This is a genomic window from Streptomyces sp. NPDC051286 (assembly GCF_044455345.1).
Classification (GTDB): Bacteria; Actinomycetota; Actinomycetes; order Streptomycetales; family Streptomycetaceae; genus Streptomyces.
In genome coordinates this window covers 11976-35197 of the sequence record NZ_JBITER010000046.1, presented here as the reverse complement: position 1 = coordinate 35197, position 23222 = coordinate 11976, and the positions used below count along the sequence as shown (strand labels likewise).

Annotated in this window: 18 protein-coding genes, 4 pseudogenes and 1 riboswitch; of the genes and pseudogenes, 5 read left to right on the top strand and 17 right to left on the bottom strand. The window is 70.9% G+C overall.

What is annotated here, in order from left to right:
• Positions 1 to 31: 31 nt before the first annotated feature.
• A pseudogene (locus tag ACIBB8_RS31045) lies at positions 32 to 802 on the top strand (sodium-dependent transporter); the annotation flags it as partial.
• A gap of 230 nt (positions 803 to 1032) precedes the next feature.
• Here ACIBB8_RS31045 and ACIBB8_RS31040 read toward each other — a convergent pair.
• On the bottom strand, positions 1033 to 2253 hold the full coding sequence (locus ACIBB8_RS31040) for a PP2C family protein-serine/threonine phosphatase (protein ID WP_398957759.1): 1221 nt from the start codon (positions 2251 to 2253) through the stop codon (positions 1033 to 1035).
• A gap of 275 nt (positions 2254 to 2528) precedes the next feature.
• Complete coding sequence (locus tag ACIBB8_RS31035; RefSeq protein WP_398957757.1) at positions 2529 to 2804, bottom strand: zinc-binding dehydrogenase; 276 nt, start codon at positions 2802 to 2804, stop codon at positions 2529 to 2531.
• Positions 2805 to 2951: 147 nt separating this feature from the next.
• Here ACIBB8_RS31035 and ACIBB8_RS31030 point away from each other — a divergent pair.
• A pseudogene (locus tag ACIBB8_RS31030) lies at positions 2952 to 4118 on the top strand (M4 family metallopeptidase); the annotation flags it as partial.
• Positions 4119 to 4531: 413 nt separating this feature from the next.
• Positions 4532 to 5152 carry a GNAT family N-acetyltransferase gene (locus ACIBB8_RS31025; protein WP_398957755.1) on the top strand — a complete coding sequence of 207 codons (621 nt, stop codon included), beginning with the start codon at positions 4532 to 4534 and terminating at the stop codon, positions 5150 to 5152.
• Between the two features lie 186 nt (positions 5153 to 5338).
• Here the strand turns inward: ACIBB8_RS31025 and ACIBB8_RS31020 are convergent, their stop codons facing one another.
• From ACIBB8_RS31020 to ACIBB8_RS31010, 3 genes are all read right to left on the bottom strand, one after another.
• Positions 5339 to 6247 (bottom strand): NAD(P)-dependent oxidoreductase, encoded by a 909-nt coding sequence (locus ACIBB8_RS31020; protein WP_398957753.1) that lies wholly within the window; start codon positions 6245 to 6247, stop codon positions 5339 to 5341.
• Between the two features lie 41 nt (positions 6248 to 6288).
• The gene (locus tag ACIBB8_RS31015) at positions 6289 to 7014 is read right to left on the bottom strand and encodes an adenosylcobinamide amidohydrolase (protein WP_398957749.1); all 726 of its coding nucleotides are present in this window, start codon (positions 7012 to 7014) and stop codon (positions 6289 to 6291) included.
• Positions 7015 to 7181: 167 nt separating this feature from the next.
• Complete coding sequence (locus tag ACIBB8_RS31010) at positions 7182 to 8417, bottom strand: cytochrome P450 (protein WP_398957781.1); 1236 nt, start codon at positions 8415 to 8417, stop codon at positions 7182 to 7184.
• Positions 8418 to 8995: 578 nt separating this feature from the next.
• On the opposite strand from ACIBB8_RS31010, the pseudogene ACIBB8_RS31005 reads away from it, so the two are divergent.
• Positions 8996 to 9316: pseudogene (locus ACIBB8_RS31005) on the top strand (PRC-barrel domain-containing protein); the annotation flags it as partial.
• Between the two features lie 111 nt (positions 9317 to 9427).
• Here ACIBB8_RS31005 and ACIBB8_RS31000 read toward each other — a convergent pair.
• The 7 genes and pseudogenes from ACIBB8_RS31000 to ACIBB8_RS30970 form a co-directional block, all read right to left on the bottom strand.
• On the bottom strand, positions 9428 to 10222 hold the full coding sequence (locus ACIBB8_RS31000) for an ABC transporter ATP-binding protein (RefSeq protein ID WP_398957747.1): 795 nt from the start codon (positions 10220 to 10222) through the stop codon (positions 9428 to 9430).
• Entirely contained in the window at positions 10219 to 11313 is a 1095-nt protein-coding gene (locus ACIBB8_RS30995) for a FecCD family ABC transporter permease (protein ID WP_398957744.1), read from the bottom strand. Before ACIBB8_RS30995 ends, ACIBB8_RS31000 begins: the two co-directional genes overlap by 4 nt.
• Positions 11310 to 12377 carry an ABC transporter substrate-binding protein gene (locus tag ACIBB8_RS30990; RefSeq protein ID WP_398957742.1) on the bottom strand — a complete coding sequence of 356 codons (1068 nt, stop codon included), beginning with the start codon at positions 12375 to 12377 and terminating at the stop codon, positions 11310 to 11312. Before ACIBB8_RS30990 ends, ACIBB8_RS30995 begins: the two co-directional genes overlap by 4 nt.
• Positions 12378 to 12412: 35 nt before the next feature.
• A riboswitch (cobalamin riboswitch) is annotated at positions 12413 to 12601 on the bottom strand.
• An 82-nt stretch (positions 12602 to 12683) separates the two neighbouring features.
• Complete coding sequence (locus ACIBB8_RS30985; protein WP_398957740.1) at positions 12684 to 13907, bottom strand: beta-ketoacyl-[acyl-carrier-protein] synthase family protein; 1224 nt, start codon at positions 13905 to 13907, stop codon at positions 12684 to 12686.
• On the bottom strand, positions 13904 to 14164 hold the full coding sequence (locus ACIBB8_RS30980) for an acyl carrier protein (protein WP_398957738.1): 261 nt from the start codon (positions 14162 to 14164) through the stop codon (positions 13904 to 13906). The genes ACIBB8_RS30985 and ACIBB8_RS30980 overlap by 4 nt, the downstream gene beginning before the upstream one ends.
• Before the next feature lie 115 nt (positions 14165 to 14279).
• Positions 14280 to 16315, bottom strand: a pseudogene (locus ACIBB8_RS30975) (acyl-CoA dehydrogenase).
• Between the two features lie 75 nt (positions 16316 to 16390).
• Entirely contained in the window at positions 16391 to 17620 is a 1230-nt protein-coding gene (locus tag ACIBB8_RS30970) for a beta-ketoacyl-[acyl-carrier-protein] synthase family protein (RefSeq protein WP_398957736.1), read from the bottom strand.
• Between the two features lie 367 nt (positions 17621 to 17987).
• Here ACIBB8_RS30970 and ACIBB8_RS30965 point away from each other — a divergent pair, with 367 nt between their 5' ends.
• Positions 17988 to 19289: a hypothetical protein gene (locus tag ACIBB8_RS30965; RefSeq protein WP_398957734.1), complete on the top strand. Its 1302-nt coding sequence runs from the start codon at positions 17988 to 17990 to the stop codon at positions 19287 to 19289.
• A gap of 120 nt (positions 19290 to 19409) precedes the next feature.
• Here ACIBB8_RS30965 and ACIBB8_RS30960 read toward each other — a convergent pair whose 3' ends face one another.
• From ACIBB8_RS30960 to ACIBB8_RS30940, 5 genes are all read right to left on the bottom strand, one after another.
• Entirely contained in the window at positions 19410 to 20372 is a 963-nt protein-coding gene (locus ACIBB8_RS30960; RefSeq protein ID WP_398957731.1) for a carbohydrate kinase, read from the bottom strand.
• Positions 20373 to 20472: 100 nt separating this feature from the next.
• Positions 20473 to 20664, bottom strand: coding sequence for a hypothetical protein (locus tag ACIBB8_RS30955; protein WP_398957729.1), 192 nt, complete (start codon positions 20662 to 20664; stop codon positions 20473 to 20475).
• A 132-nt stretch (positions 20665 to 20796) separates the two neighbouring features.
• A complete protein-coding gene (locus ACIBB8_RS30950) occupies positions 20797 to 21051 on the bottom strand; it encodes a type B 50S ribosomal protein L31 (protein ID WP_358860090.1) in 255 nt (84 codons plus the stop codon).
• A gap of 211 nt (positions 21052 to 21262) precedes the next feature.
• On the bottom strand, positions 21263 to 22144 hold the full coding sequence (locus tag ACIBB8_RS30945; RefSeq protein ID WP_398957726.1) for a hypothetical protein: 882 nt from the start codon (positions 22142 to 22144) through the stop codon (positions 21263 to 21265).
• A gap of 77 nt (positions 22145 to 22221) precedes the next feature.
• Positions 22222 to 23106, bottom strand: a complete 885-nt coding sequence (locus ACIBB8_RS30940; protein WP_398957724.1) for an ABC transporter substrate-binding protein — start codon at positions 23104 to 23106, stop codon at positions 22222 to 22224.
• Positions 23107 to 23222 lie beyond the last annotated feature (116 nt).

Genomic DNA, 23222 nt, shown 5'->3' with positions numbered 1-23222 from the left:
TCCCGGTCCCCCTCTACAGAAGTCCAGTGCGATGCCCCGTCCGCCGGTCGTGCCCCTCGTCCGAACCAGCCACGTCAAGCGTCCGCCCGCCGTCACACGTGCACTCGCGCTCCTTCAGCACCGGCTGGCCTGGGCGATAGTGGCCGCCTATGCCGCCGCGGCCCTGTTACCGCAGGCCGGTCTCGCCATGCGGCAGCTGGATCTCGGCGCGGTGTCCGCACCCGGCGGGACCCGTACGCCGCTGACGCTGCCGTCGCTCCTCCTCGCCTGGCTGCTCTTCACCGCGGCATTACGGGTGCCCGCCCAGGACCTGCCGCGACTCCTGCGCCGACCGCTGCCGCTCCTGGTCGGAACCTTCGCCAATACGCTGATCCCGCTCGCGCTGCTGCCGTGCATGTCCGTGGCGCTCGGGCAGCTCCCCGACACGGACGGCTGCAGCGGGCTCCTCACGGGACTGGCCCTGGTGGGCGCCATGCCGGTTGCGGGCGGCGCCACGGTCTGGGGAAGCCGGGCGGGCGGCAACCAGTCGCTGATCGTCGGCATCGTCCTGACCTCCACGCTCCTGAGCCCGTTCACCATCCCGCTGACGCTCTCGGCCGCCTCGATGGTGACGGTCGGCCCCTATGCACAGGACCTGTCGAGGCTGGCCGCGGTGAACGGCGGGACGTTCGCGGTGATCAGCGTGATCGTGCCGTGTGTCGCCGGGCTCCTCGTCCAGCAGGTGCTGCCCGCCGGGGCGCTTGCCCGGCATCTGCCGTGGATCGGGCTGCTCGGGCTGGTCGACGCACTGCTGCTCACCTACAGCAATGCGTCGGGCGCACTGGGCGGGTTCCTGCTGAACCCACGGCCCGCGCTGCTGGTGGCGTCGGTGGTCGTGGCAGGGCTGTCCCGTCATCCCGTGCACCCGTCGCGATCACGGGACAACCCTGGCCCTCGTCTGTTCAAGCACCGAACCTCTGTTCAACGTGGTCCACTCCATGTCGGATCACCGCTGAGATCACCCGCGCCCAGGCCCCAGCGCCGCCCCAACGGTCACCGCTCGCTGAAGGTCTGCGCGGCCCTCCGGGCACCCCGACCGGACATCGCCCCGGGCTGTCGGCGACGGTTGCCGGTCGATGCCTTGGACAGGGCGAGCATCGCGATGTCATCACGCCGTACGCCGCCGGAGAAGGCGTCCAGGTCCGCATGGAGCCCGTCCAGGAGTTCACGCGGTTCGCACCCGGCCCAACGGCCGAGCCGGGCGTCCAGCGGGTAGAAGGCGCCGGAGGCATCGCGGGCCTCGGTCACTCCGTCGGTGAATGCCAGAAGCGTCGCACCGGCCGGGAAGTCGAACCGCTCCGCTCCGCGCGCCTCGCTGCTGAGCTCCGCCATGCCCAGCGGTACGGAGGTGAGGCGGAGCGGGACCGCGGTTGCCGCGCCGTCGTGCAGCAGGTGGGGCGGCAGATGACCGCAATTGACGGCCTCCACGCGATCCTCGCCCTCGAAGCCGAGGACCAGTGCTGTGACAAAGCGTTCGATCTCGCCGGTCTGGGCGGAGAAGGCGTTGTGGCGGGCGACCGCGTCCTCCAGGGCGTCCACCACTCCGGTCAGGGTGGGCTCGCGGATGGCCGCTTCCCGGAACGCGCCGAGCGCGGCGAACCCCGCACCGATCGCGGCGATCCCCTTGCCCTGCACATCGCCGATGATCACCCGGGTTCCGTACGGTGATTCGACGACCTCGTAGATGTCGCCGCCGACCAGTCGGTCCTCCTCGATCGGCGCATAGACCCCGTGGGCGACGACCTGGCCGGTCAGGATGGGCAGCGGGCGCAGGATCTGCCGCTGAAGTGCGACGGCCGCAGAGCGCAGCCGGGCGATCTCGATGGCATGGCGGATTCGCAGCGCACAGGCGCCGACTCCCAGGACACAGGCCAGGACCGTGAAAGCGACGCCGACGAAAAGGTCCCAGAACGTTCCTCCGGACACGAGCCGGGAGGTGACGACCACCGCCATGATCCAGGCGGCGGTGTACACCGTCTGCCGCATGGTGCCGAAGACCGAGACGAGAGCGGGCACGACGACGAGCAGCGGCACGACCCGCAGATCCTCACCGGTACGCACGTCGAGGATCAGGACAACGGCGGTCAGCAGAAACAGCCCGCCGAACAGCACGCCGTCCCCGACCCGGGGAGCGAAGACCGCAGCCTCCCCCGCATCGGTGCCCGGCACCGCCGCACTCCGCTCGACCGCCGCGCGCTCGTGCCCGATCGTCACGGCACTGCCTCCTCGTCTTGGTGCCGGCCTGCTCCCGGCATTCCCATCCAGTGCACCTGGAATCGGAAGAACGGGACACGGGGCTAACGGCCTCAGAGGCCGGGCCGAAGGTCCTCGGTCGGCGCCTGCCGGTGATGTCCGGTCCGGAAGTCCCGGGCCGAAAGTCCCGCGACTTCAGCCGCAGGAACTCCGTCACCCGGCAGGGAGGAGAGACGGCTCACACGTCAGTACGAGGCTGCCACCTGCGTACCACCGGTGCGCGCGGACTCCGGCAGCTACCGCGGTACGACGGCAGAGGGGGGTTTGCCACCGGCGCTGATCAGCCGCTTCTGGTCCGTGACCAGTTGGGCCACGGACCGCAGGCCGTCGCCGCCGACGAGATCGTACACGGCGTCGATGCCGTCCGGTGCTGCCGCCCGTACGCGTTCGGCGACACCGGGGCCGGACGGGACGTGCACGGCGCCGAGCGATTCGACGAAGTCCTTCTTGGCCTCGCTCGACGTGCCGACGACCCGCAGGCCGAAGTGGCGTGCGAGGTGTACGGCGACCACGCCGACGCCGCCTCCGGCACCGGTGATCAGCAGCGTCGAGCCCGGCACGAGGTCCAGCCGGCGGAGGCCCTCGTACGCGGTGGCGGCCGCGACGGGCAGCTTCGCCGTCGTACCGCCCGGGTTGCTCGCCCGTGCGATCTGCGCGGCCACGGCGTCACCTCCAACAGCGCGGGCCTGATCTACCGCGGCGAGTCCGGCGGCCTCAACGAGGCCACCTCCGACATCATGGCCGCCGCCGTGGAGTTCTGGGCCGACAACGCCTCCGACACCGGCGACTACCTCGTCGGCGAGAAGATCGACATCCGCGGCAACGGCACCCCGCTGCGCTACATGGACAAGCCCTCCAAGGACGGAAGGTCCGCCGACGCCTGGTACTCCGGTATCGACGGCATCGACGTCCACTACTCCTCGGGCCCGGCCAACCACTGGTTCTACCTGGCCTCCGAGGGCAGCGGCGCCAAGACCGTCAACGGCGTGGACTACGACTCGCCGACCTCCGACGGCCTGCCGGTGACCGCGATCGGCCGGGACGCCGCCGCCAAGATCTGGTACAAGGCCCTCACCACCTACATGACCTCCTCCACCGACTACGCCGGCGCCCGCACCGCCACCCTCCAGGCCGCCGCCGACCTGTACGGGCTGGGCAGCGACACCTACATCAACACCGCCAACGCCTGGGCCGCCATCAACGTCGGCCCCCGCATCGTCAACGGCATGCTGCTGACCAACCCCGGCCCCCAGACCAGCGCGGTCGACAAAGCAGCCAGCCTCCAGATCCAGGCCACCAGCTTCAACCCCGGCGCCGTCACCTACTTCGACACCGGCCTGCCCGCCGACCTGACCATCAACCACGTCACCGGCCTCATCACCGGCACCCCCACCACGCTGGGCACCAGCAACGTCACCGTCACCGTCAGAAGCTCCAAAAACTCCACCCATACGGCGGCCTTCACCTGGTACGTCGCCCGGGGCATCTTCGAGAACGCCACCAACGTGCCGATCCCGGACGGGGGCGCCGCGGTCCTCTCGGACATCGACGTCACCGGGCTCCCGGGCCAGGCGCCGAGCGACCTCAAGGTGGACGTGGACATCAAGCACACCTACCGCGGTGACCTGGTCATCGACCTGGTCGCCCCCGACGGCACGCTGTACCCGCTGAAGAAGAGCAACTTGCCCGACTCGGCCGCCAACGTGCTCGCCACCTACACGGTGGATGCCTCCAGCCAGGTCGCCAACGGCACCTGGAGGCTCCAGGTCCAGGACATGTACCGCGGCGACACGGGCTACATCGACAGCTGGAGGCTCACCTTCTAAGCCTGACCATCAACCCCACCAAGACCGTTTCTTGGTGGGGTTTCGTCGTTTGCCCGACAGCCGCGCGGCCTTTGGGTGGGGCGGCCCGCGTAGCACATGGCCGGGGAGCTACCGCCGATCATCCTCAGCGACCTCTTCGATGCCCACAGGAACTCTGCGTTCCAGTGGGCGGCACTGGACCAGGACAGCTGGGCCAGGACAGCCGGGTCAGCTACCTCGCCGCCCTCAGAACTGATTGCTCTCGACAACAGGACATCAGTTCCGCGCTCGCAGCGAACCGGTGACGCCGGCGTACCGAACACGGCCAAGGCTTCATCCGCCTCGGAGTGCCCTTCAGTGAAGCGGAGTTGAGAAGACGGCCGCTGATCCGGCGTAGCCCGTGCGGGGCAGCCTTACATCATAAACTACCCGTCATGGACATCACTTTCCGGCGTTTCCTCGCCTCGGACACCGATCCCCTGATCCGCTTCCTGACCAGCGAGAGCTGGCCATTCCACAGCGTCAGCACGGTGGATCAGGCGACGGCGCGGCAGTGGATCGCCGAGAGGCGGTTCGACAGCGAGGAGAACAGGAGTTTCTGGATCGTCGACGGTGAGGAGACCGTCGGCCTGGTCCGGCTCATGGACCTGGCGGACGACACGCCCTTGTTCGACCTGCGGATCCGGGCCGGGCACCGAGGCCGCGGCATCGGCGTCCAGGCAGTGGCCTGGCTGACGCGGTACCTGTTCGAGGAGTTCCCGGAGGTGCGCCGCATCGAGGGCACCACACGCCAGGACAACCGCCCGATGCGGCGCGTTTTCCTGCGCTGCGGCTATGCCAAGGAAGCACATTACCGGGACGCCTGGCCGGCCCAGGATGGGACGTTTCACGACACGGTCGGTTATGCGATCCTGCGGAGCGACTGGCTGGCCGGGAGTGTGAAGGTCCCAGAGTGGAATGACGATTCACTATCTGCTGGAGACGGGGGACACGGCGCGCTTCTCAGGACTCAGCAGCCACTCGTGCACGACGCAGGACTCCCCCGCCGTCACTAGACCGTCGTGGGACACCCGCACTCGCGCGGCCGACCCACCCCGCTGCCCGGTCCGGAATCGGTTTCGACGCAACAGCCCTACCGACCGGTCGCGCCACATTGGGCCGACTCGTGTGGCAGTCTGATAGTGGCCGTCCCACCGGGCTCCCCCGTACCGGTGGGGCGGTTCTGTTCTCTCCCGCTCCTCTCAGTCGTCGTCCTTCTCCGCGGGGCGGCCCGCGTAGTAAGTGGCGATCATGTCCTCGCCGCCGTGTCCCGCCTCCTCCGCACGCGTGAACCGGTTCGCCGACGCGGCCACGAGATCCAGCGTCACCCCGGTCTGTTCGGCGGCCGCAAGGATGAGGCGGGTGTCCTTGAGCGCGGTTGACAGGGTGAAGCTCGGGGTGAGGTCGCCGGAGAGGACCGCGGCGGACTTGCCCTGAAGATACGCGGAATCCAGCGGGCCGCCCTTCATCACGTCGAGGAACGACTGCGGGTCGATGCCCAGCCCCTCCGCGAGGTTCAGGCACTCGGCGATGCTGCTCACCATGTTGATCACCCAGGTGTTGACCACGAGCTTCAGTCGCGAGGCGGCGCCCGGTGTTTCGCCGACCCAGACCGTGCGCTGTCCGATCGCGTTCAGCACAGGGTTCACCGACGGGCGGACAGCGGACGGACCGGAAACGAAGACCGTCAACGCTCCCTGTTCCGCGGGCTGCTTGGTACCCGCAACCGGAGCGTCGAGATAGACGAGCCCCAAGTCTGCCGCCCTCTGGGCGAGTTCGGTGGTGGCGTCGGTCCCGACGGTTGAGCTCTGCAGCAGGACCTGGCCGCGTTGCACCCCGGGCGCCGCGGCGGTGAGTGCGGAGGCCACGGAGAGTCCGTCTTTCAGCATCGTCAGGATGACGTCGGCGCCGCGTACGGCTTCCTCCGCCGTTTCGGTGACCGTGGCGCCGTCGGCGGCGAGGCGGGCCGCCTTGGCCTGCGTACGGTTCCAGGCGCGGACGTCGATTCCCGCGCGGAGCAAACTCCGGGCCATCGCGGATCCCATGATCCCGGTGCCGAGGACGGCCACGGTCGGCCGCTCGGGGATGGAGTTGGCAGGAGTGGACGTCATGAGAGCAAGGGTCCCTTCGTCGGCGCGTGGGCGGTTCGTGGTCAAGGGTGCCGCAGTGCGCCCTCGCGTACGGCGGTGTGCACGGCTCGGGCGAGTCGTGATCCCCACGTCGAGCGCGGGCCCGCGAACGGTTCCCCGGCCGCGCCGGGTGCAGGCTCCGGTGAGGCGATGCACACCGCGTCGGTGGGGGTGCCGGAGCAGTCGAGTCCGGCGTCCAGGAGCGCCTGGACCTTCGCCTCGGTGGCGGTCGCGACGGCATTGACCAGAGCGGCGTCGGAAAGGGCCACCGGGACGGTCACGACGATGTTCACCGTGCCCGGCGACAGCGGCCCGGCGTGTCCCGCGGCCGGGTCGGCGGCCCAGCCCCGTACTCCCAGACCGCTGGTGGCGGTGGCGGTGACGCCCTCGTCGTCGGCGACGGTGTACGCGGTGACATCGGCCGCGGTCATCAGTCCGGCGCCGGGACCGGTGAGCGCTTCGGCGGCGGCGATCTCGGCGAGGTGCCGGTCGGGGTCGAGGCGCGGATAACCGCCGGGCACCTGGGCGTTGAGGATCCACTCGCGCATTCCGATGCCGCCGCCGAGTACGGCGCTGCTGCACACCCGCCAGCCGGGTCCAAGCCGCCAGACGAGGTGGTGCAAGGTGAGACCGTCCTCCTGCCGGGTCAGCAGCTCGCCGCGGTGTCCGGGTGGGCGGACGCGTACGGAACAGATGGTGCACCCCTGGTGGCACGGCAGGACGACGGTCGGAAACGGTCTGTCGATCATATGCGGCAGGGGCGGCACCACTCCGTGCGGATGATGCTCGGCGGGATGCGGCCGACGAGCATCGCCACGAGCGCGCCGACCACGGACCTGTCGGCGAAGATGTGGCGGTGGCCCGGCAGCTCGGCTGCCGGGCGACTGTGGTGTGCCGTGCGATGCGGTGCCGGGCCTCAGCGCGCGTCGGAATCCGTGTCGGGCCGGAGCCGCACCCGCAGGTTCCGCACGCCGTTGCCGACGAAGCTTGCGTGCCGGGGCAGCTCCGCGTCGGGGACGGTCATCTCAAGTTCCGGGAAGCGGCGGAACAGCTGTTCCAGCGCGATCGTCGCCTCCATTCGGGCGAGCGGCGCTCCCAGACAGTAGTGCGGCCCGTGCCCGAGGGAGAGGTGACGCGCCGCCGAGGTCCTGGCCGGCCGAGTGACGTCGAAGCGGTCGGCGTCCGGGCCGTGCGCCGCGGTGTCCCGTCCGGCGGCCGAGTATCCGGCGAGTACAGGGGTGCCTTTCGGGATGACGGTCCCGTCGAGGCTCAGGTCACGGGTCGGGTAGCGGAACGGGAAGTAGCTGACCGGGCTGTCCCAGCGCAGTGTCTCCTCCACCACGTCCGGCCACCCCGCCCGGCCCGAGGTGACCAGGCCGAGCTGGTCCCGGTGGGTGCACAGGGCACGCACGGCGTTGGCGATCAGGTTCAGCGTGGTCTCGTGACCGGCGATGATCATCAGCAGCAGGGTGCCGATGAGTTCCTGCTGACTGAGCCGGTCACCGCCCTCGTCGCGGGCCGAGATCAGCGCGCTGATCAGGTCGTCGCCGGGCTGCTCGGCCCGGGCGGCGGCAACGGTGCTCAGCAGTTCCACCAGCTCCCGGTTGGCGGCCATGGCCTCCGCGGGGCCGATGTCGGTGGAGACGATCTGGTTCGACAGATGGTGCAGTCGGTCCTGGTGCCGCTCGTCCACCCCGAGGAGCTCGCAGATGCCCCCCAGCGGCAGCGGCAGCGCGAACCCCGCGCGCAGGTCCACCGTCCCGTCCCCCTCGGCGGCCATGACGTCGACACGGTCGAGCAGTTCGGCGGTGAGGACTTCGATGCGCGGCCGGAGCTGTTCCACCCGCCGTGCGGTGAACGCCTTGCTGACCAGCGAGCGCAGCCGCCGGTGGTCCTCGTCGTCGGCGGTGGTCATGCCCTGCACAGTGGCGAAGGTCCGCAGTGGCCAGCCGTCGGGGATCAGTCCTTCGGTCAGCGCGGCGAAATGGGCTGCGCCCTTGGCGACATCAGAGTGGGCGAGGAACTCCCTGAGCGCATCGTGCCCGAGCACCGCCACCCCCGGCACCTCCCCGGGGAGCACGACGGACGCCACGGCACCCCGGGCGAGCAGCCGCGCGTTGTCGGCGTGCGGGCACCCTCCGGCCGGGTCCATGCGGTGCGCTGCGGCCTGATCACTTATCGGCGGGGTGTTCAACGGGCCTCTCCTGTACGGTCGTCGGCTCCGGACCGGCGGCGGCCGGGGCAGGGTGCAGATCCTATGGCGGACGCGATGGACACGCAGTGCGCTAGTGCCCCGGCGACATGATCACGATGCACGAGGGGAAACCCGTGGCGGGCAGGGCCACCATCATCGAGGTCGGGCCTCCGGCGCGGAGTCCGCATGCCTGACACCGCGAGAAACGCGCGCGTTCGCTCGTGCTTGCCGAGGCGGCGGCGTGCCCGTGACACGGAGACCGGTGCAGCCGGCGCGTCGTTCGACCGGACCGCCCGGGGTGCCCGTCCGCACTCCCGCGGACGCCTCCACACCGTCACGATCTCACTCGAACGGTCCAACGCCGGACTGTTCCCCCACCACCGGCATGGCACGCTGCCGACCCGGATGCGAGGGGCCGTCGTTCCGGGCCGGGAACTTGCATCGCCCATCCGGGTGAGGCGCGATGGAAGCCGGACGCGCCTTCCTTGGTGGAGAGCTGCCCACGGGACGCGCGCCCGGGCGAGGAGGAACCGGTCATGGGAGCAGCTGACGGTTTCACGGATGCCAAGGAGCTCGACGGCCTGACGGTGTACGACCCCAGGGGCGAGAAGGTCGGCACCGTGGGGCGGGTGTATCTCGACGACGCGACCGGCAGACCGGACTGGATCACGGTGAAGACCGGCCTGTTCGGCATGAAGGAGAATTTCGTGCCCCTGGACGGCGCTCGCCGCGTGGGCTCCGATCTGCACATTCCCCATCCGAAGGACCGCGTGAAAGGCGCCCCGAGGGTGGACGCGGATGCGCATCTCTCCGTCTCCGAGGAGGAGGAGCTCTACCGTCACTACGGCCTCACCAGGTGAGTTCCACCGCCGGTCCCGGCGACCCGGCGGGCACGGCTCCCGGGAGCGGACAGGCCAGGGGTGGGCCCGCACCGCGCCGGGTTCCACCTCCTGCTTCCGTATGTCCGGCTACTGCGCCCGTCCGGGCAGAAACCTCACCGAGGGCCGCCCGTCCGGGCCGTCCTGGGTGACCACCGCCCGTACCCGGTACACGTCCGCGATGAGTTCCTCGGTGATCACCTCTGCCGGGGTACCGGCGGCTACCACCCGCCCCTCGTTCATGACGACGATCCGGTCGCAGAACATCGCGGCCAGATTGAGGTCGTGCAGGGCGATGACACCGGTGACGGGCAGCGAGGTGACCAGGGACAACAGCTCCAGCTGGTGCTGGATGTCGAGATGGTTCGTCGGCTCGTCCAGCAGCAGTTCACGCGGCTGCTGCGCCAGTGCGCGGGCGATCTGGACACGCTGGCGCTCGCCCCCGGAGAGCGTGTGCCAGGACTGGTCGCTGCGTTCGGCGAGTCCAGTGCGTTCCAGTGCCTCGCGTACCGCGTCTTCGTCCGCGCGGCTGGGCGCCGACCAGGCGCGGCGGTGCGGAATGCGGCCGAGCCCCACAACGTCCCGGACGCGCAGCTCGACCTGGGTGTCGGCGTGCTGGTCTACCACGGCGACCCGCTGCGCGACGGTGCGCCGGCCGATCGCGGCGAGTGGTTCGCCGTCGAGCGTCACCACGCCCGCCGCCGGCGCGAGGACCCCCGCGAGCACCCGCAGCAGCGTGGACTTGCCCGACCCGTTGGGGCCGAGGAGTCCGACGGTCGCACCGGGCGGGGGGACGAGGGAGACTCCGTCGAGGACGAGACGGCCGCCCGCCTCCCGGGAGACCCGCTGGGCGCGCAGACCTGCGGCGGCCCTGATGGATGTCATGTGGTCCTCCGGGTGCGGTACAGGACCAGGACGAACGCGGGTACGCCGATGAGGGCGGTGACGACGCCCACCGGCACCTCCTGCGGCGCGAGGACGGTCCGGGCGAGCGTGTCGACCCAGACGAGGAACACCGCCCCGGCCAGCGCGGTGACCGGTAGCAGCCGCCGGTGTCCGGAGCCGGTGAGCGCCCGGGCGGCATGAGGCAGCACCAGCCCGACAAAGCCGATGGCACCCGCCGAGCTGACGAGCGCGGCGGTCAGCAGCGCGGTCGTGCAGAGCAGCACGATCCGGGTGCGGCCGACATCGACTCCCAGGGCGGCGGCCGCGTCCTGACCGAAGGCGAAGGCGTCAAGCGTACGGGCGTGGCCCAGAGAGATCAGCAAGGTCACGACGAGCACGGTGAAGCAGACCCACACATCAGTCCAGCCGACCCCGCTGAGCGAGCCGAGCAACCAGAACAGCACGCCGCGGGTCTGCTCGGCGTCGGCCGAGGTCATCACCACAAAAGAGGTCAGCGCGGAGAACAACTGCATGGCCGCGACGCCGGAGAGGACGACCCGGTCCGGCGTACCGCCGAGGGTATGACTGAGCAGCAGCACCAGGGTGAACGAGCAGAGCGCCCCGATGAACGCCCCGGTCGAGATCGACACCGCTCCCCCGCCCACCCCGAGTACCACGACCACGACCGCGCCCGTCGACGCCCCGGAGGAGACGCCAAGGACGAACGGGTCGGCGAGCGGGTTGCGGAGCAGGGACTGCATGACCGTGCCGCACACCGCGAGTCCGGCGCCGCACACGGCGGCGAGCAGAGTACGGGGCATGCGCAGGTTCCAGATGATGCCGTCCCGGATCGGGGTGAGCCGCGAGTCGCCCAACCCGAGATGGGCGGCCACCGCGGACCAGACGTCGGCGACGGAGATCCGGGCAGGGCCGATGGTGACGGCGACGGCGACGGACAGGGCGAGCAGGGCGACGCCCGCGGCCCACAGCACACCGTCGCGCAGCCCCCGTGCGCCACCGGCCCTGCGGTGTGCATCGGTTCCGGGTGCCTGCTCCGTACGTACCCCTGCGACCCGTTCGGTGTCCGTCACCCGGCGAGCCCGAACGTCCGCAGTCCGGCGGCGACCTGTTCCAGACCCTCGACCGTCCGGATGGACGGGTTCATGGCCTGCCCGCTGAGCAGCACGTACCGCTTGTGCTTGACGGCGTCCATGTTCTTCGTCGCGGGATTGGACTCCAGGAACTCGATCTTCTTCGCGGCGCTCTCGGCGGTCTGTGCCCTGCGCGTCAGATCGCCGATGACCAGGACGTCGGGGTTGCGGTCGGCGACGGTCTCCCAGCTGATCTGGGGCCATTCCTCATGGGTGTCGTCGAAGACGTTCTTCGCTCCGAGCTCCCTGGTGATGACGCCGGGTGCGCCGCAGCAGCCTGCCAGGTACGGGGCCTTGGAGTCGGAGAACCAGTAGAGGAGAGTGGCGTCGGAGGCGTCGATGCCGTCGGTGGCCTTCTTCACCCGCTCCCGCAGCCGGGCGACGAGCTCGTCGCCGCGCTGCGGGACACCGAACACCGCGGCCAGGTCGCGCACTTCACCGTAGACGCTGTCCATGGTCAGTGCTTCGGTACGCGCTCCGTCGCCGCCGCCGGTGTTGTCCTTGCCGGTGCAGTCGGCGGGCGACACGTAGGTGGGGACACCGAGCTCCTCGAACTGTTCACGGGGGGCGACGCCGCCCTTGGCCAGGGTCGATTCGAACGAGGCGCTGACGAAGTCGGGTTCCTGGTCGAGGACCTTCTCCGACGACGGCCGGTTCTCCGAGAGGCGTGGCACCTTCGCGTTGGCCTTCTCCAGCCCCTTCATCACCGGGTCGGTCCAGGTGGCTGTGGCCGCCAGCCGGTCGGCGAGGCCGAGGGAGAGCAGGATCTCCGTCGATCCCTGGTCGACGGAGACGGCGTGGTGCGGAGCGGCTTCGACGGTGACGGTGCGGCCGCAGTTCCTGAGCGTCACCGGATAGCCTTCGCCATCAGCTGACTTGGCCGTGGAGTTGTCGGTCCCTCCGCCGCACGCGGTCAGCAGGAGGAGTGCCGCCGAGAACAGGGCGGCAGCGCGGGCGGGGCTGGCTATGGACGGCACGGAGTCCCTCTGCGTCTCAGGGCTCATGCGCGGAGCCCGCTGTACGGAGTGCTGTCGCCCGGTACCGGGCGGCAGGTGCCAGCAGGTCTTCGGACTCGGGTTCCTTCGGACGGGACGCCTTCCCAGGACACCCGTGGATGTCCCAGTGGCCGTGGCCCCGCCCGTCCCCCTCACCGCTGCGCGTCAGCTCCGGATTCGCACCGGATTCCCTGGCCCCTACGTGGAGTTTGACTGGCTTTGGCAAGCTATCACGCTGCTCCGCGCGGCTCGTCGGCGGTGCGGTGGGGCCAACGGCGCCCCGGCCGTACCGCCCCGGCATGTGCCGCCCCCTGCCTACGGACGCTGGAGGGCGACCACGGCGTTGTGGCCGCCGAACCCGAAGGAGTGGCTCACGGCGCGCCGGACGGGCCGGAGGCGGGGCTGTCCGGTGACGCAGTCGATGTCGAACTCGGTCGCCGGGGCGTCCAGGTTGGCGATCGGCGGTACGACCCCGCGCTGCAGCGTGAGGATCGTCAGCCCCGCCTCGATGGCTCCGGCAGCTCCCATGCAGTGGCCCAGTACCCCCTTGGGGGCGGTGACGGGTGGCCGGTGCGGGTAGGCCCGGCTGATGAGAGCGGCTTCGGTGGCGTCGCCCAGCGGTGTCGACGTGCCGTGCGCGTTGACGTGCTCGACGTCCTCGGCCGCCCAGTCCGCGTCGCGCAGCGCGGCCTCGACCGCGGCCCGGGCGACGGCGCCGGACGGGTGCGGACTGGTGGGATGGTGGGCGTCGGTGGTGGCGCCCGTCCCGGCGAGCAACGCCCGCGGGACCGCTGCCCGGGCCCGTGCGTCATCCGCCCGTTCCAGCACCATGACGGCGGCACCCTCCCCCATGACCAGACCGGCACGGTCGGCCGCGAACGGCCGGCAGAGGCGGGCTGGGTCGCCGTCCCTCGTGGCGGCGGCACCGGACCGCGCGAATCCGGTCATGGCGACCGGGAAGACGATCGACTCGGTGGCTCCGGCGATCGCGAGGTCGCACTGCCCGGTGACCAGCAGGTCCCGCGCGACGGAGAGCGCGGTGACCCCGGACGAACAGGCGGTGCACGGCGCCAGGCTGGGACCGGTCGCCCCCATCCGGATGGCGATCTCCGCCGCGGGCATGTTCGGAATGGTGAGGAGGATCCCCGCCGGCGAGGTGGCCCCGGGTCCGCGCCGGTCGAGGGCAACGGCCTGTTCGGTCAGGCCCGCGGAGCCTCCGCTGCTGGTGCCGACGACCACGGCGACCCGGCTGCCGTCCCAGTCGGCCGGGTCCAGTCCGGCGTCCGCGACCGCTTCCCGTGCGGCGAGGACGGCGAACTTGACGTACCTCCCCATCCGGAAAGCCGCACGGCCGCCGACCGCTTCGTCCAGATCGATGCCGGAGACCGTGCACGCGAAGTCGATCGCGCAGCCTTCGAGCTCGGGGACGGTGCGGGCCGGTGAGACCCCGGCGCACACCCCGTCCCAGGTGGCGTCGGTGTCGTTGCCGACCGGGGTGATCATCCCCAGGCCGGTGACGGCGACGGCAGGCCTGTTCATCGGGCGTTGCTCATCGCAGGGTCGCCGCTCACGACGGCATCGATGAACATCGTGATGTCGGCAAGGGTGGCGTCCTTGTAGAGCTTGTCGGAGTTGGCCTCGACCCCCAGCGTCTCCTTGATGATGACGGCGAACTCGGCGACGGCGAGGGAGTCCATCTCCAGGCTGTCCATCGTGGAACCCGGAAGGATCTCGGCGGCGGGCACCTTGAAGGTGTTCGTGAGAACGTCGGTGATCTGGGGGTGAATAGCGCTCATGATCTTCCTCTTCGCTAGGTCGTGCGGGTCGCGCAGTTCTTGCAGGTTCTGCTGATGCCCGGGACGGCGGAGCGCACGGTCCCGACGCCGAAGTAACTGACTCCCGATCTGCCGGTTACGCCTTGCGGCGAACCGCTTCGCCAACGATCACCCGCGGCTTCGTACAGCGCCGGGAAAGGACGGATTCGGTCCCCCAGTACGCCAGCAGAACGGCCCGGACTCCGAGGGCCCCGACCGCGTCCCGTACCCGGCACAGCCGCCCGGCGGTGCGCTCGTCCGAAGCATTCACCGCTCCCCCTGCGCCTCGGCGGTGGTGTGCCAGGACGCCTCCGGATCGTCGTACGCATCGACGTAGCCGGCGCCCGCGATGGGCCAGTTCGCGAACACCTCTTCGGGCAGCGCGAAGGACTCGATCAGGGCGGGCAGATGCCCGGCGACGGCGGCGATCAGCTGCTCGACGGCGTCCGGCAGGGCGTTGACCTGATCAGTGGTCAGGTGACCGGCGGCGAGCAGATCGCCACTGTTGCGGGCCACCCATTGGAGGGCGAACAGCCGCTCCAGTTCGGCCAGCCTCTCGAGGCCAGGACCTTCCGGCAGTTCTGCGACCGCCTCCGCGTACGCCTCGGCCGCCTGTCGGCGGGCGTGCGCCTCGACGCCCCGCAGGGCGGGCCCGGACGCCGCGTTCCACCGCGCCAGCGGATCACCGTGCGCTGCGCTGCTCATCCGCTCCCTGGCGCGGGCGAACCAGATGACCTCCACCCGCGCATGCAGCCACCCCAGGAACCGGGGGTCGGCGAGCTCTCCGGTCCCCCGGTCCGAGGTGCCGCCATCCACGGCCGGTGAGGCGGCGAAGAGCATTTCCGCGGCGGCCTTGGCGTGGATGGCCAGGTTGTCGCCCTCGGCGGTGATCACCGCCTCCACGCCGGTGATCAGCTCGGTCATGCCGTTGTTCTCCAACAGCGCCTGTGCTCCGCATCGTTCGCGGCACTCGACAACAACGGCACGGGCCTGCCAGGTGATCCACCCCTTCGCGACGGCGACCAGCCGCTCCGCCTCGGCCCGTCCCGTCTCCGTACCGGTGCCGAGCTGTTCCTCCCAGCGGTCGAGGGCCCTGCGGTGCAGCAGGCTCATCGCGAACACCGTGGCCATGGCCTCGGCGAGCGGGCCGTGATGGCTGCGGTGGGCAATCACCCGCACGCGTTCCGTGGCGCGCGGCCCGGAGATGTGCCGATGGCCCCCGTAGCGCACGGCGACGGCGAGCGTCGCGCGCGCGGAGCCGACCGCGCAGGCGCTCATGGAAATCTTGCCGACGGTGACGCGTGCGATCGAGGTGAGGAAGCGACGCCTGCGATTGGGCAGAACGCTGCTGAACTCCCCGTCGTCGCCGATCCGTCCGTGCTGACCGCCGAGCAGGGCGTCACGCCCCACGAAGACCCGGTCGAAAGAGGTCAGACAGTGGTCGACGGGGCTGCCCAGACGCGCCGGCAGCCTGCGGACGCGTACCCCCGGGAGAGCGTGCGTGTCGTCGGTGAGCGGCACCAGGAAGAGAAAGACGCCGTGGTCGGCGCCGTCGGCGAGCAGGCGCGCCGCAACCAGTCCGGCCTTGGGGCCGCCGGCCGGACTGGTGTTGGGCATGAACTTCTGTGCCCCGGCGTGCGGGGTGTGCAGCACGAACCCGTCGCGTGCGCGGTCGTACGTCGCCGTGGTCTCCATGGCCACCGCGTCATTGCCGTGCGCCACCTCCGTACAGAGGAAGGTGCCGATGCGCCGCAACCGGAGGAAGTCCGACAGGTCACGGCGGTTGTCGCCTGCGTGGTCGAGGAGGCTGCCGAGGAAGAGGTTGTAGTGGATGCCCGCAACGGTGGTGAGCGCCGGATCGACCGGGCCGAGCCACTCGTGCAGGGCGGCGAGGGCGCGGGGGTCGGCGGCGGGCCCTGCTGCGCTTTCGAGCGCGCTGTTGAGGATCCTCAGCCGTTCGTACGTCAGGGCAAGACGCTCGTCGGCACTGCGGCCGACCGGGCAGCGGAATGGTTCCGTAGAGATCAGCCGACGCCAGAAGTCATGCTCCTGAAGGAAGTTGACGCCGAAGAGGACGCCTCTCAACAGGTCAGCAGTGCCGTGGACGGTGGTGCTGTCGATCGTTGCGGTCATGAACAGGAGAACGATGAAGGAACGGCGAGGACACACCTCGCCGCTCCCACCGGGACCTGCGGGCGGTCCGGCCGGTCAGACACGCTGGAAGGCGAGAGCGACGTTGTGTCCGCCGAAGCCGAAGGAGTGGCTGACGGCGCGCTCGACGGACTGCCGGCGGGGCTCCTTGGTCACGCAGTCGAGCGCGAACCCGCCCGGCAACGCATCCAGGTTGGCGATCGGCGGCACGATGCCCTGCTCCAGGGTCAGTACGGTCGCCACCGCCTCGATCGCCCCGGATGCGGCGAGGGTGTGTCCGACCACCCCCTTCGGAGCGGTGACCGAGGGCCGGTGCGGGAAGAGCCGGGAGATGAGCGCGGTCTCCATCGCGTCGTTCAACGGAGTGGATGTGCCGTGCGCGTTGATGTGGTCGACCTCGCGGGGCGCCCAGCCCGCCTCGTGCAGCGCCGCCTCCACCGCCCGCTGCGCGCCGCGCCCGTCGGGTGTCGGGGCAGTGGGGTGGTGGGCGTCCGTACTGGAACCCACGCCGGTCAGCAGCGCACGCGGATGCGCGCCGCGGGCGCGCGCGTCAGCAGTCCGCTCCAGTACGAGCACGGCGGCACCCTCCCCGATGACGAACCCGTCCCGGTCCGTGGCGAACGGTCGCGACGCGCCCGCCGGATCGCCGGTACGGGTGGAGAGCGCCCCCATCTTCGCGAAGGCCGCCACCACGAGCGAGGTCAGCGCGGACTCCGCACCTCCCGCCACGACCACATCACATCGGCCCCTCGTCAGCAGGTCACGGGCGACGGCGATCGCGGTCGCCCCGGACGCGCAGGCGGTGGCGGGCGCCAGACTGGGCCCCTGAGCGCGCAGCGCGATGGCGAGCTCCCCGGCCGCCGCGTTCGGGATCATCATCGGCACCAGCAGCGGGGAGACGGCCTCAGGTCCTGCGCCGTCGAGCTTGCGAACGTTGTCGACGAGGACGGAGACACCGCCCACACCGACGCCGAGCACCACGCCGACCCTGCTGCCGTCCCAGTCAGCCGGGAAGAGTCCGGCGTCCGCGACGGCCTGCCGGGCGGCGATCAGGGCCAGTTTCACAAACCGTGCCATCCGCCATGCCGAACGTCCGCCCACCGCCGCGTCCAGGTCGAGTCCGTCGACCGGACAGGCGAAGTCGACCGCCAAGCCGGCCAGTTCGTCACAGCGCCGCGCCACGGAGTGTCCCGCGCACAGCCCCGCCCAGAAGGCGTGTTCATCGGCGCCCGCGGGGGTCACCAGCCCCACTCCCGTCACCGCGACCCCGGTGTCAGCCTGCGTCATGTGCCATTCCTTCCGTCGCGCACTGTGCGTGGTCCGTGCGGGCTCCTGGCCGGCGAAGTGCGGCGGAAGCCCAGGCCGGACTGCGCCGGGAGCCGGTGATTCCGCTGCCCCGTACCCGCCCCCGCATCCGGTTGCGCGCCGCCGTCGAGTACGTGTCCCCTCGGCACTCGCTGCTCCGGTCCCCGCAACCGATCAGACCCACCGGCTGGCGAACGGCCGTCACCCCGGCGAGGATGCGCTCACTGGGCCGAACGGGGGCGCGCGGAGCCCGCGAGCACGAACGGCTCACGCCCGGTACGCGCCCCCGGCTCACCTGTACGGAGCAACTCGCCGTGCTGCCCGGAAGCCCAGGGCATCCCCTGGGGTCATGGCATCAGCGGACCACGACGAGTCACAGCCTCACTCAGCCAACGACGAACTGGACTCACTGCGCGCGCGGGTGACGCAGCTGGAGGCGCGCACGCCCGTGCGGTCCCGGCCCCGGGTCCGCTCGGTCTTCGCCGTGCTGCTGATCCTCGTCGCCGCCGTCCTCACGCCGCTGAGCGCCGTCGCCGTCTGGGCCAAGAACGATGTCGGCGACACCGACCGCTATGTGGCGATGATGAAACCGCTGGCGTCGGACCCCGACGTGCAGGCAGCACTGACGAACCGGGTCACCGATGCCGTGATGACACATCTGGATGTCCATGCGCTGCTTGCCGAGGTGGCCCCGGCGGACCGGCCGGTCCTCGACAAGGCGCTGGGGCGGCTGAGCGGCCCGCTGACCACGGGCCTCACGAACTTCGTGCACGGGACCGTGGAGAAGTTCGTGGCCTCGGACGCCTTCGAGAAGGTGTGGGTCGCTCTCAACCGCGGCGCGCACGCGGCGGCCGTCAAGGCGCTGACCGGCGGTGGGGGCGGGGCCGTGAAGCTGACCAACGACACGGTTGTCATCGATCTCGCCCCGGTGATCGACCGGGTGAAGCAGCTCCTGGTCGATCACGGGCTGACGATCGCCGCGAAGATCCCCGAGATCCACACCGACTTCACCGTGCTGACGTCCGACGCGATCGGCAAGGCCAAGAAGGGGTTCCGGCTGCTCCAACTGGCCGGGTTCTGGCTTCCGGTGGTGACCCTGGTGCTTGCCGCGGGCGGGGTGCTGCTCGCGGTGCGCCGACGCCGTGCACTGGTCACGGCGGCCCTCGCGATCGCGGTGGGCGGTGCGGTACTGGGCCTGGCGCTGTGGGTGTTCCGCGCGTTCTACTTGGACAGTCTTCCGGACTCGGTGTCGCAGCCGGCGGCCGGTGCCGTCTTCGACGCCCTGGTCGTCCAGCTGCGTGCCGTGGTCCGGCTCGTGGTCACGCTGGGCACGGTGGTGGCGCTCGCCGCCTGGCTCTCCGGCGAGGGCCGCGCCGCCGCCCGGGTCAAGTCCATGTGGAACGGCGGCATCGGCGCCGTGCGCGACGCGGCCGGGATCACCGGAGGCCCGGTCGGCGCCGGGGTACACCGGGCGAAGCAGTGGCTCAACTGGACGGTCGTCGTGGTCGCCGCGGCGGTCCTGCTCGTGTGGGACCGGCCGACGGGGCTCGTCACGGTGTGGATCGCCCTGGCGGCGCTGTTCGCCCTGGCGGTCGTGGAGTTCCTCGACGACGACAGCACACCGCACATGCCCCCGTCACCGCACGTGTAACCGCGGGCCCCGCTGTGCCACCGACCCGCTCGACGGAGCTCCGTCGAGCGGGTCGGCACGGCCGTGCAGAGCCGGTCGGGCGACCTCCGATCGGGCGAACGTAGGTCACCCGACAGGCTCTCAGGCGCGGGTCAGCGCGGCACGCAGTTCCAGTTCGTCGGGCGGGTTGGCACCGGCGCGTGCGACGGTGAGCGCCGCGGAGACAGCCGCATGGTGCAGCACATCGGTGACGGTCTCCGGATCGATGGCACGCAGTCCATCCCGTCCTGCGGCGCCGAGCAGCCCGTGCGCGGCGAGAGCGTGCAGCGTGCCCGACATGAAGGCGTCGCCCGCCCCCACCGTGTCCACGACCTTGGTACGGAGCGCGTCGACCGCGGCCCGCGCGCCCCGAGTGAAAGCAAGCGCGCCGTCCGCTCCCCGGGTGACCAGGACGAGGGCGGGGCCGCCCGTGCCGAGCCAGCGCGCGGCGACGGACTCCGGGGACTGCCCCGGGTACAGCCATGCCAGGTCCTCGTCGCTGGCCTTGACCACATCACTCAGTGCGACACAGCGCTCCACCCGGCGGACGGCTGCGTCGTGGTCGCCCATCAGGGCCGCCCGCACATTGGGGTCGTAGCTGACGGTCGCCGCGCCACGCAGTGACTCCAATGCGGCAAGGACGGTGGCAGCGCCTGGCTCCATGACCGTCGCGATCGAGCCGGTGTGCACATGGTGCGGCGGCCGCTCCGCTTCCACCGGGGAGAGCGTCCACGTGATGGCGAAGGTGTACGCGGCCTGCCCGGCCGCGTCCAGCGCCACCGAGGCGGACGGGGTGGACCCGGTGGAGCCGTCGGTACGCACCACGACTCCGGCGGACGCCAGATGGGCCGCGATCAGCCGGCCCTCGGCATCCGGGCCGAGCTGGGTGAGCAAGGTGCTGGACCGGCCGAGTCTGGCGAGTCCGTACGCGACGTTGGCCGGGCTGCCGCCGGGGTGGACGCGGTCGTCCTCGCCTGGCAACCGGACGATGTCGGCGACGCATTCGCCGATGACCAGAAAGCCGGGCAAGCCGGGTGAGCCGAGGGTGTCGACCGTTTCGGGCATGGGTGGGATCTCTCCTAGAGTGCGCGTACGTACGTGTCCTGGCAGGCGCGGCCACCGAACACATTGAGTCCGATCCTGCCCCGCGCATGCCGGGTGTCGGTCACGTCGACGGTCGGAAGACCGGCGCCTCGCCGTTCACGAACGCCAGGTTGGCGCTGTCGCTCCTGGAGAGGCCGAGCACCCGGATCCCGGCGATCTGCTGCTTCATCGGCTGCCAGTACTCGGGGTTGCCGCAGAGCCCGTACGACGGGCTCCGGAAGTTGGCGACCTTGGTGTACGGGCCCGTGCCCACCGGGTTCGGGCTGGTGTCCTTCGCCGGGTCCCTTGGCCTTCCCCCACCCTCGTGAGCGAGGGAGACGGCCGGAGTCTTCCGCCGCGCCCAGGGTGCGGCGGAAGACTTTGGGGCAGTGCGGGGTCAGCGGGCTTACGGGCGCTCTCCCTCCCCGTATCGGCGCTCGAACTTGGCGACCTGCCCCTCGGTGTCCACGACCCGGGCCTTGCCGGTGAAGAAGGGGTGGCTCTCGGCGGAGATCTCTACGTCGATGACGGGATAGGTCTCCCCGTCGTCCCACTGGATGGTCTGCTCGCTGGACGCGGTGGACCGGGTCAGGAAGGCGTAGCCCGCGGAGCGGTCGCGGAAGACGACGGGATGGTAGGAAGGGTGCTTGTCCTGCTGCATGCCTGCTCCTGGGGACGTACGTACGGACTCGGCTCAGCCCAGCCTCGCGAACGAAGCCGGTGGGCGCGATCGCAGACGGTCCGTACGGGGGCGGTGCCGTGCCCCGGCGCCCTGCGGGGCCGTCCGGCGCTTGGGACGCTGTTGGTACCACCAGCATCGGCGCCCCAGGGCGGGCCCTCGGACCCGCCCTGGGGCCGGCACGGCGGACAGGTCACCGGCATCCCATGTGCTGCTTCATGGCAGGCCACGCCTCCACCCCGTCCGGGGTGCGGACATAGACCCTGGACAGGTCGTCCGTCAGCCACAGTTCCCAGTCGTCCAGATGGTAGCCCGTGGACCGCGCACCGGCCGGCATCGTCACGTCCCCGTCGTACGCCGAGGTGAGCATGCCGGACGGGAGTACGCCCTCAGGGTCACGCGCGTAGACCTTCCGGTCGGCCGAGCGCTCCCCCGAACCCACACCCCATTCAAGGAAGTTCGCCTCCTGCCAGTCGCAGTGCGCAGCGCCCGCCGAACTGTTCAGCTCGGACACGGGCACCCGGTGGCCGTCCTTGTCGGTCCAGATCCGGTACGGCTGCTTGTCCGTGTAGCTCGAGGGCAGCTCCGCCGGGTCGCACGAAGCTGCGGTCTCCGGACCCCACCCCGGGCGTCCCTTGCGGTCCTTGGCGACGACGACGGCGATCTTCGTCCTGCGGTCCACGTCGAACGAGTACAGGACCCGGTCCGCCTCCTCGCGTTCCACGCGATAGCCGTACTGCGGCAGATCGGGCTGCTCGTTCTCGAAGTACAGCTTCAGCCCTTCCTCGGGCGTCGCCCCGCCGTCGCCCTTGCTCCAGGGTTCACTGCCGCCGCCGGAGTAGATGTCCCCCGCGCATTCCAGAGCGCGGCCGGCTGCTCCCGATTCCGTCTTCCTCGCCTGCGGGGTGTCGGCTTCGACGTTCGGATGCGGTACGTCGAGCGGGCCGCTGTAGGGCGTGGCCGGTGGACTCCCCTCGGTCACGAGATCCTCGGAGGCACCCCCGCTGCACGCCACCACCGACAGCGCGGTCACCAGGATCACCGCAACCGTTCCGCCCGCCCTGCCTCTGCTCATGCCCCACCCCTGTGCGCCCTCGGCCCTCGCCGCTTGCCCGTCGGACGTGCCGGGCGGTGTGGCGGTTCCCGTGCGCGTTACCGGCCCTGCGCCGCCTCCACCGCGTCGGCCACCAGCGTCAGGAACCGTGCATGGGCCCGGGGGCTGCATACCGGTTCCGGATTCCACGGCACCACTGCGGCCGCCCGCTCAAGCGCCGACCAGTCAGCGTTCGACCGGAGCCGGTCCAGGGGTGTGGCATTGGACCGGATGTCGGTGAGCAGGATCCTGGGACGGAGGGCCGCCGCCTCCGCCCAGCCGACCGTGGACCAGTTGGCACCGGGCCCGGCGGCCGGTTCGAGGACGTCGACGCCCAGTTCCGCCAGTACGCGCAGCTCCGGCCACATGCGGGGGCGCGCGAGATGCGCCTGGTCTTGCCCCGCCGGTGACAGGGCGAGGACCCGGGGCTGGGACGGACCCGCGGCGAGACCACGCAGCCGCTCCCGGGCTGCTTCCAGGTCCTGCGTCGCCGACGCCCCTCCCTCCTCGGCCCCGAGCGAGCGGGCCAGTTCGGCGAACCGGTGACCGATGTCGGCGAGGGTGCGTGCCTGGCCCACATCGATCACGACGACCGGAACGTGCTCCTCCAGGTGCTTGGCGGTCTCCGGGGCCAGCCCGTAGACATGTCCTCCCCCGTAGCTGACGGCCACCACGAGGTCCGGCTCACCCCGCAGGAGGGCGTCCACGTCCAGGACGCTGCCCGCACCGAGATAGTCGACCTCGGTGAGCGGCAGCGAACCGGTCTTGGCCCGGTCGGGCGACTCGCCGTCGTGGTCCGATCCGAAGATCCCGCTCGGACGTATCCCGTGGTCCCACAGCGTGGCTCCGGCCTGGACATAGGCGAGTACACGCGACGGGCGCCGCCCAGCACTCGACAGTTGTCCACGGTCGTCGGAGAACTGCCACTCGGTCCGCTCGCTCACATCGCACACCCTTCTGCACCCGACTGCCCGACCCCGGTCCGGCTCGTACACCACTACCTGCCCAGGTCCTTGCCGGGGCATCCCTCGGCGGGGCGCCGGTCCCGTACCCGCTGCCG

Coding starts and splice junctions, on each gene's coding strand:
- ACIBB8_RS31025 (WP_398957755.1), top strand. CDS start 4,532: ATGGACATCACTTTCCGGCGTTTCCTCGCCTCGGACACCGATCCCCTG.
- ACIBB8_RS31020 (WP_398957753.1), bottom strand. CDS start 6,247: ATGACGTCCACTCCTGCCAACTCCATCCCCGAGCGGCCGACCGTGGCC.
- ACIBB8_RS31015 (WP_398957749.1), bottom strand. CDS start 7,014: ATGATCGACAGACCGTTTCCGACCGTCGTCCTGCCGTGCCACCAGGGG.
- ACIBB8_RS31010 (WP_398957781.1), bottom strand. CDS start 8,417: ATGGACCCGGCCGGAGGGTGCCCGCACGCCGACAACGCGCGGCTGCTC.
- ACIBB8_RS31000 (WP_398957747.1), bottom strand. CDS start 10,222: ATGACATCCATCAGGGCCGCCGCAGGTCTGCGCGCCCAGCGGGTCTCC.
- ACIBB8_RS30990 (WP_398957742.1), bottom strand. CDS start 12,377: ATGAGCCCTGAGACGCAGAGGGACTCCGTGCCGTCCATAGCCAGCCCC.
- ACIBB8_RS30985 (WP_398957740.1), bottom strand. CDS start 13,907: ATGAACAGGCCTGCCGTCGCCGTCACCGGCCTGGGGATGATCACCCCG.
- ACIBB8_RS30980 (WP_398957738.1), bottom strand. CDS start 14,164: ATGAGCGCTATTCACCCCCAGATCACCGACGTTCTCACGAACACCTTC.
- ACIBB8_RS30970 (WP_398957736.1), bottom strand. CDS start 17,620: ATGACGCAGGCTGACACCGGGGTCGCGGTGACGGGAGTGGGGCTGGTG.
- ACIBB8_RS30965 (WP_398957734.1), top strand. CDS start 17,988: ATGGCATCAGCGGACCACGACGAGTCACAGCCTCACTCAGCCAACGAC.
- ACIBB8_RS30960 (WP_398957731.1), bottom strand. CDS start 20,372: ATGCCCGAAACGGTCGACACCCTCGGCTCACCCGGCTTGCCCGGCTTT.
- ACIBB8_RS30950 (WP_358860090.1), bottom strand. CDS start 21,051: ATGCAGCAGGACAAGCACCCTTCCTACCATCCCGTCGTCTTCCGCGAC.
- ACIBB8_RS30945 (WP_398957726.1), bottom strand. CDS start 22,144: ATGAGCAGAGGCAGGGCGGGCGGAACGGTTGCGGTGATCCTGGTGACC.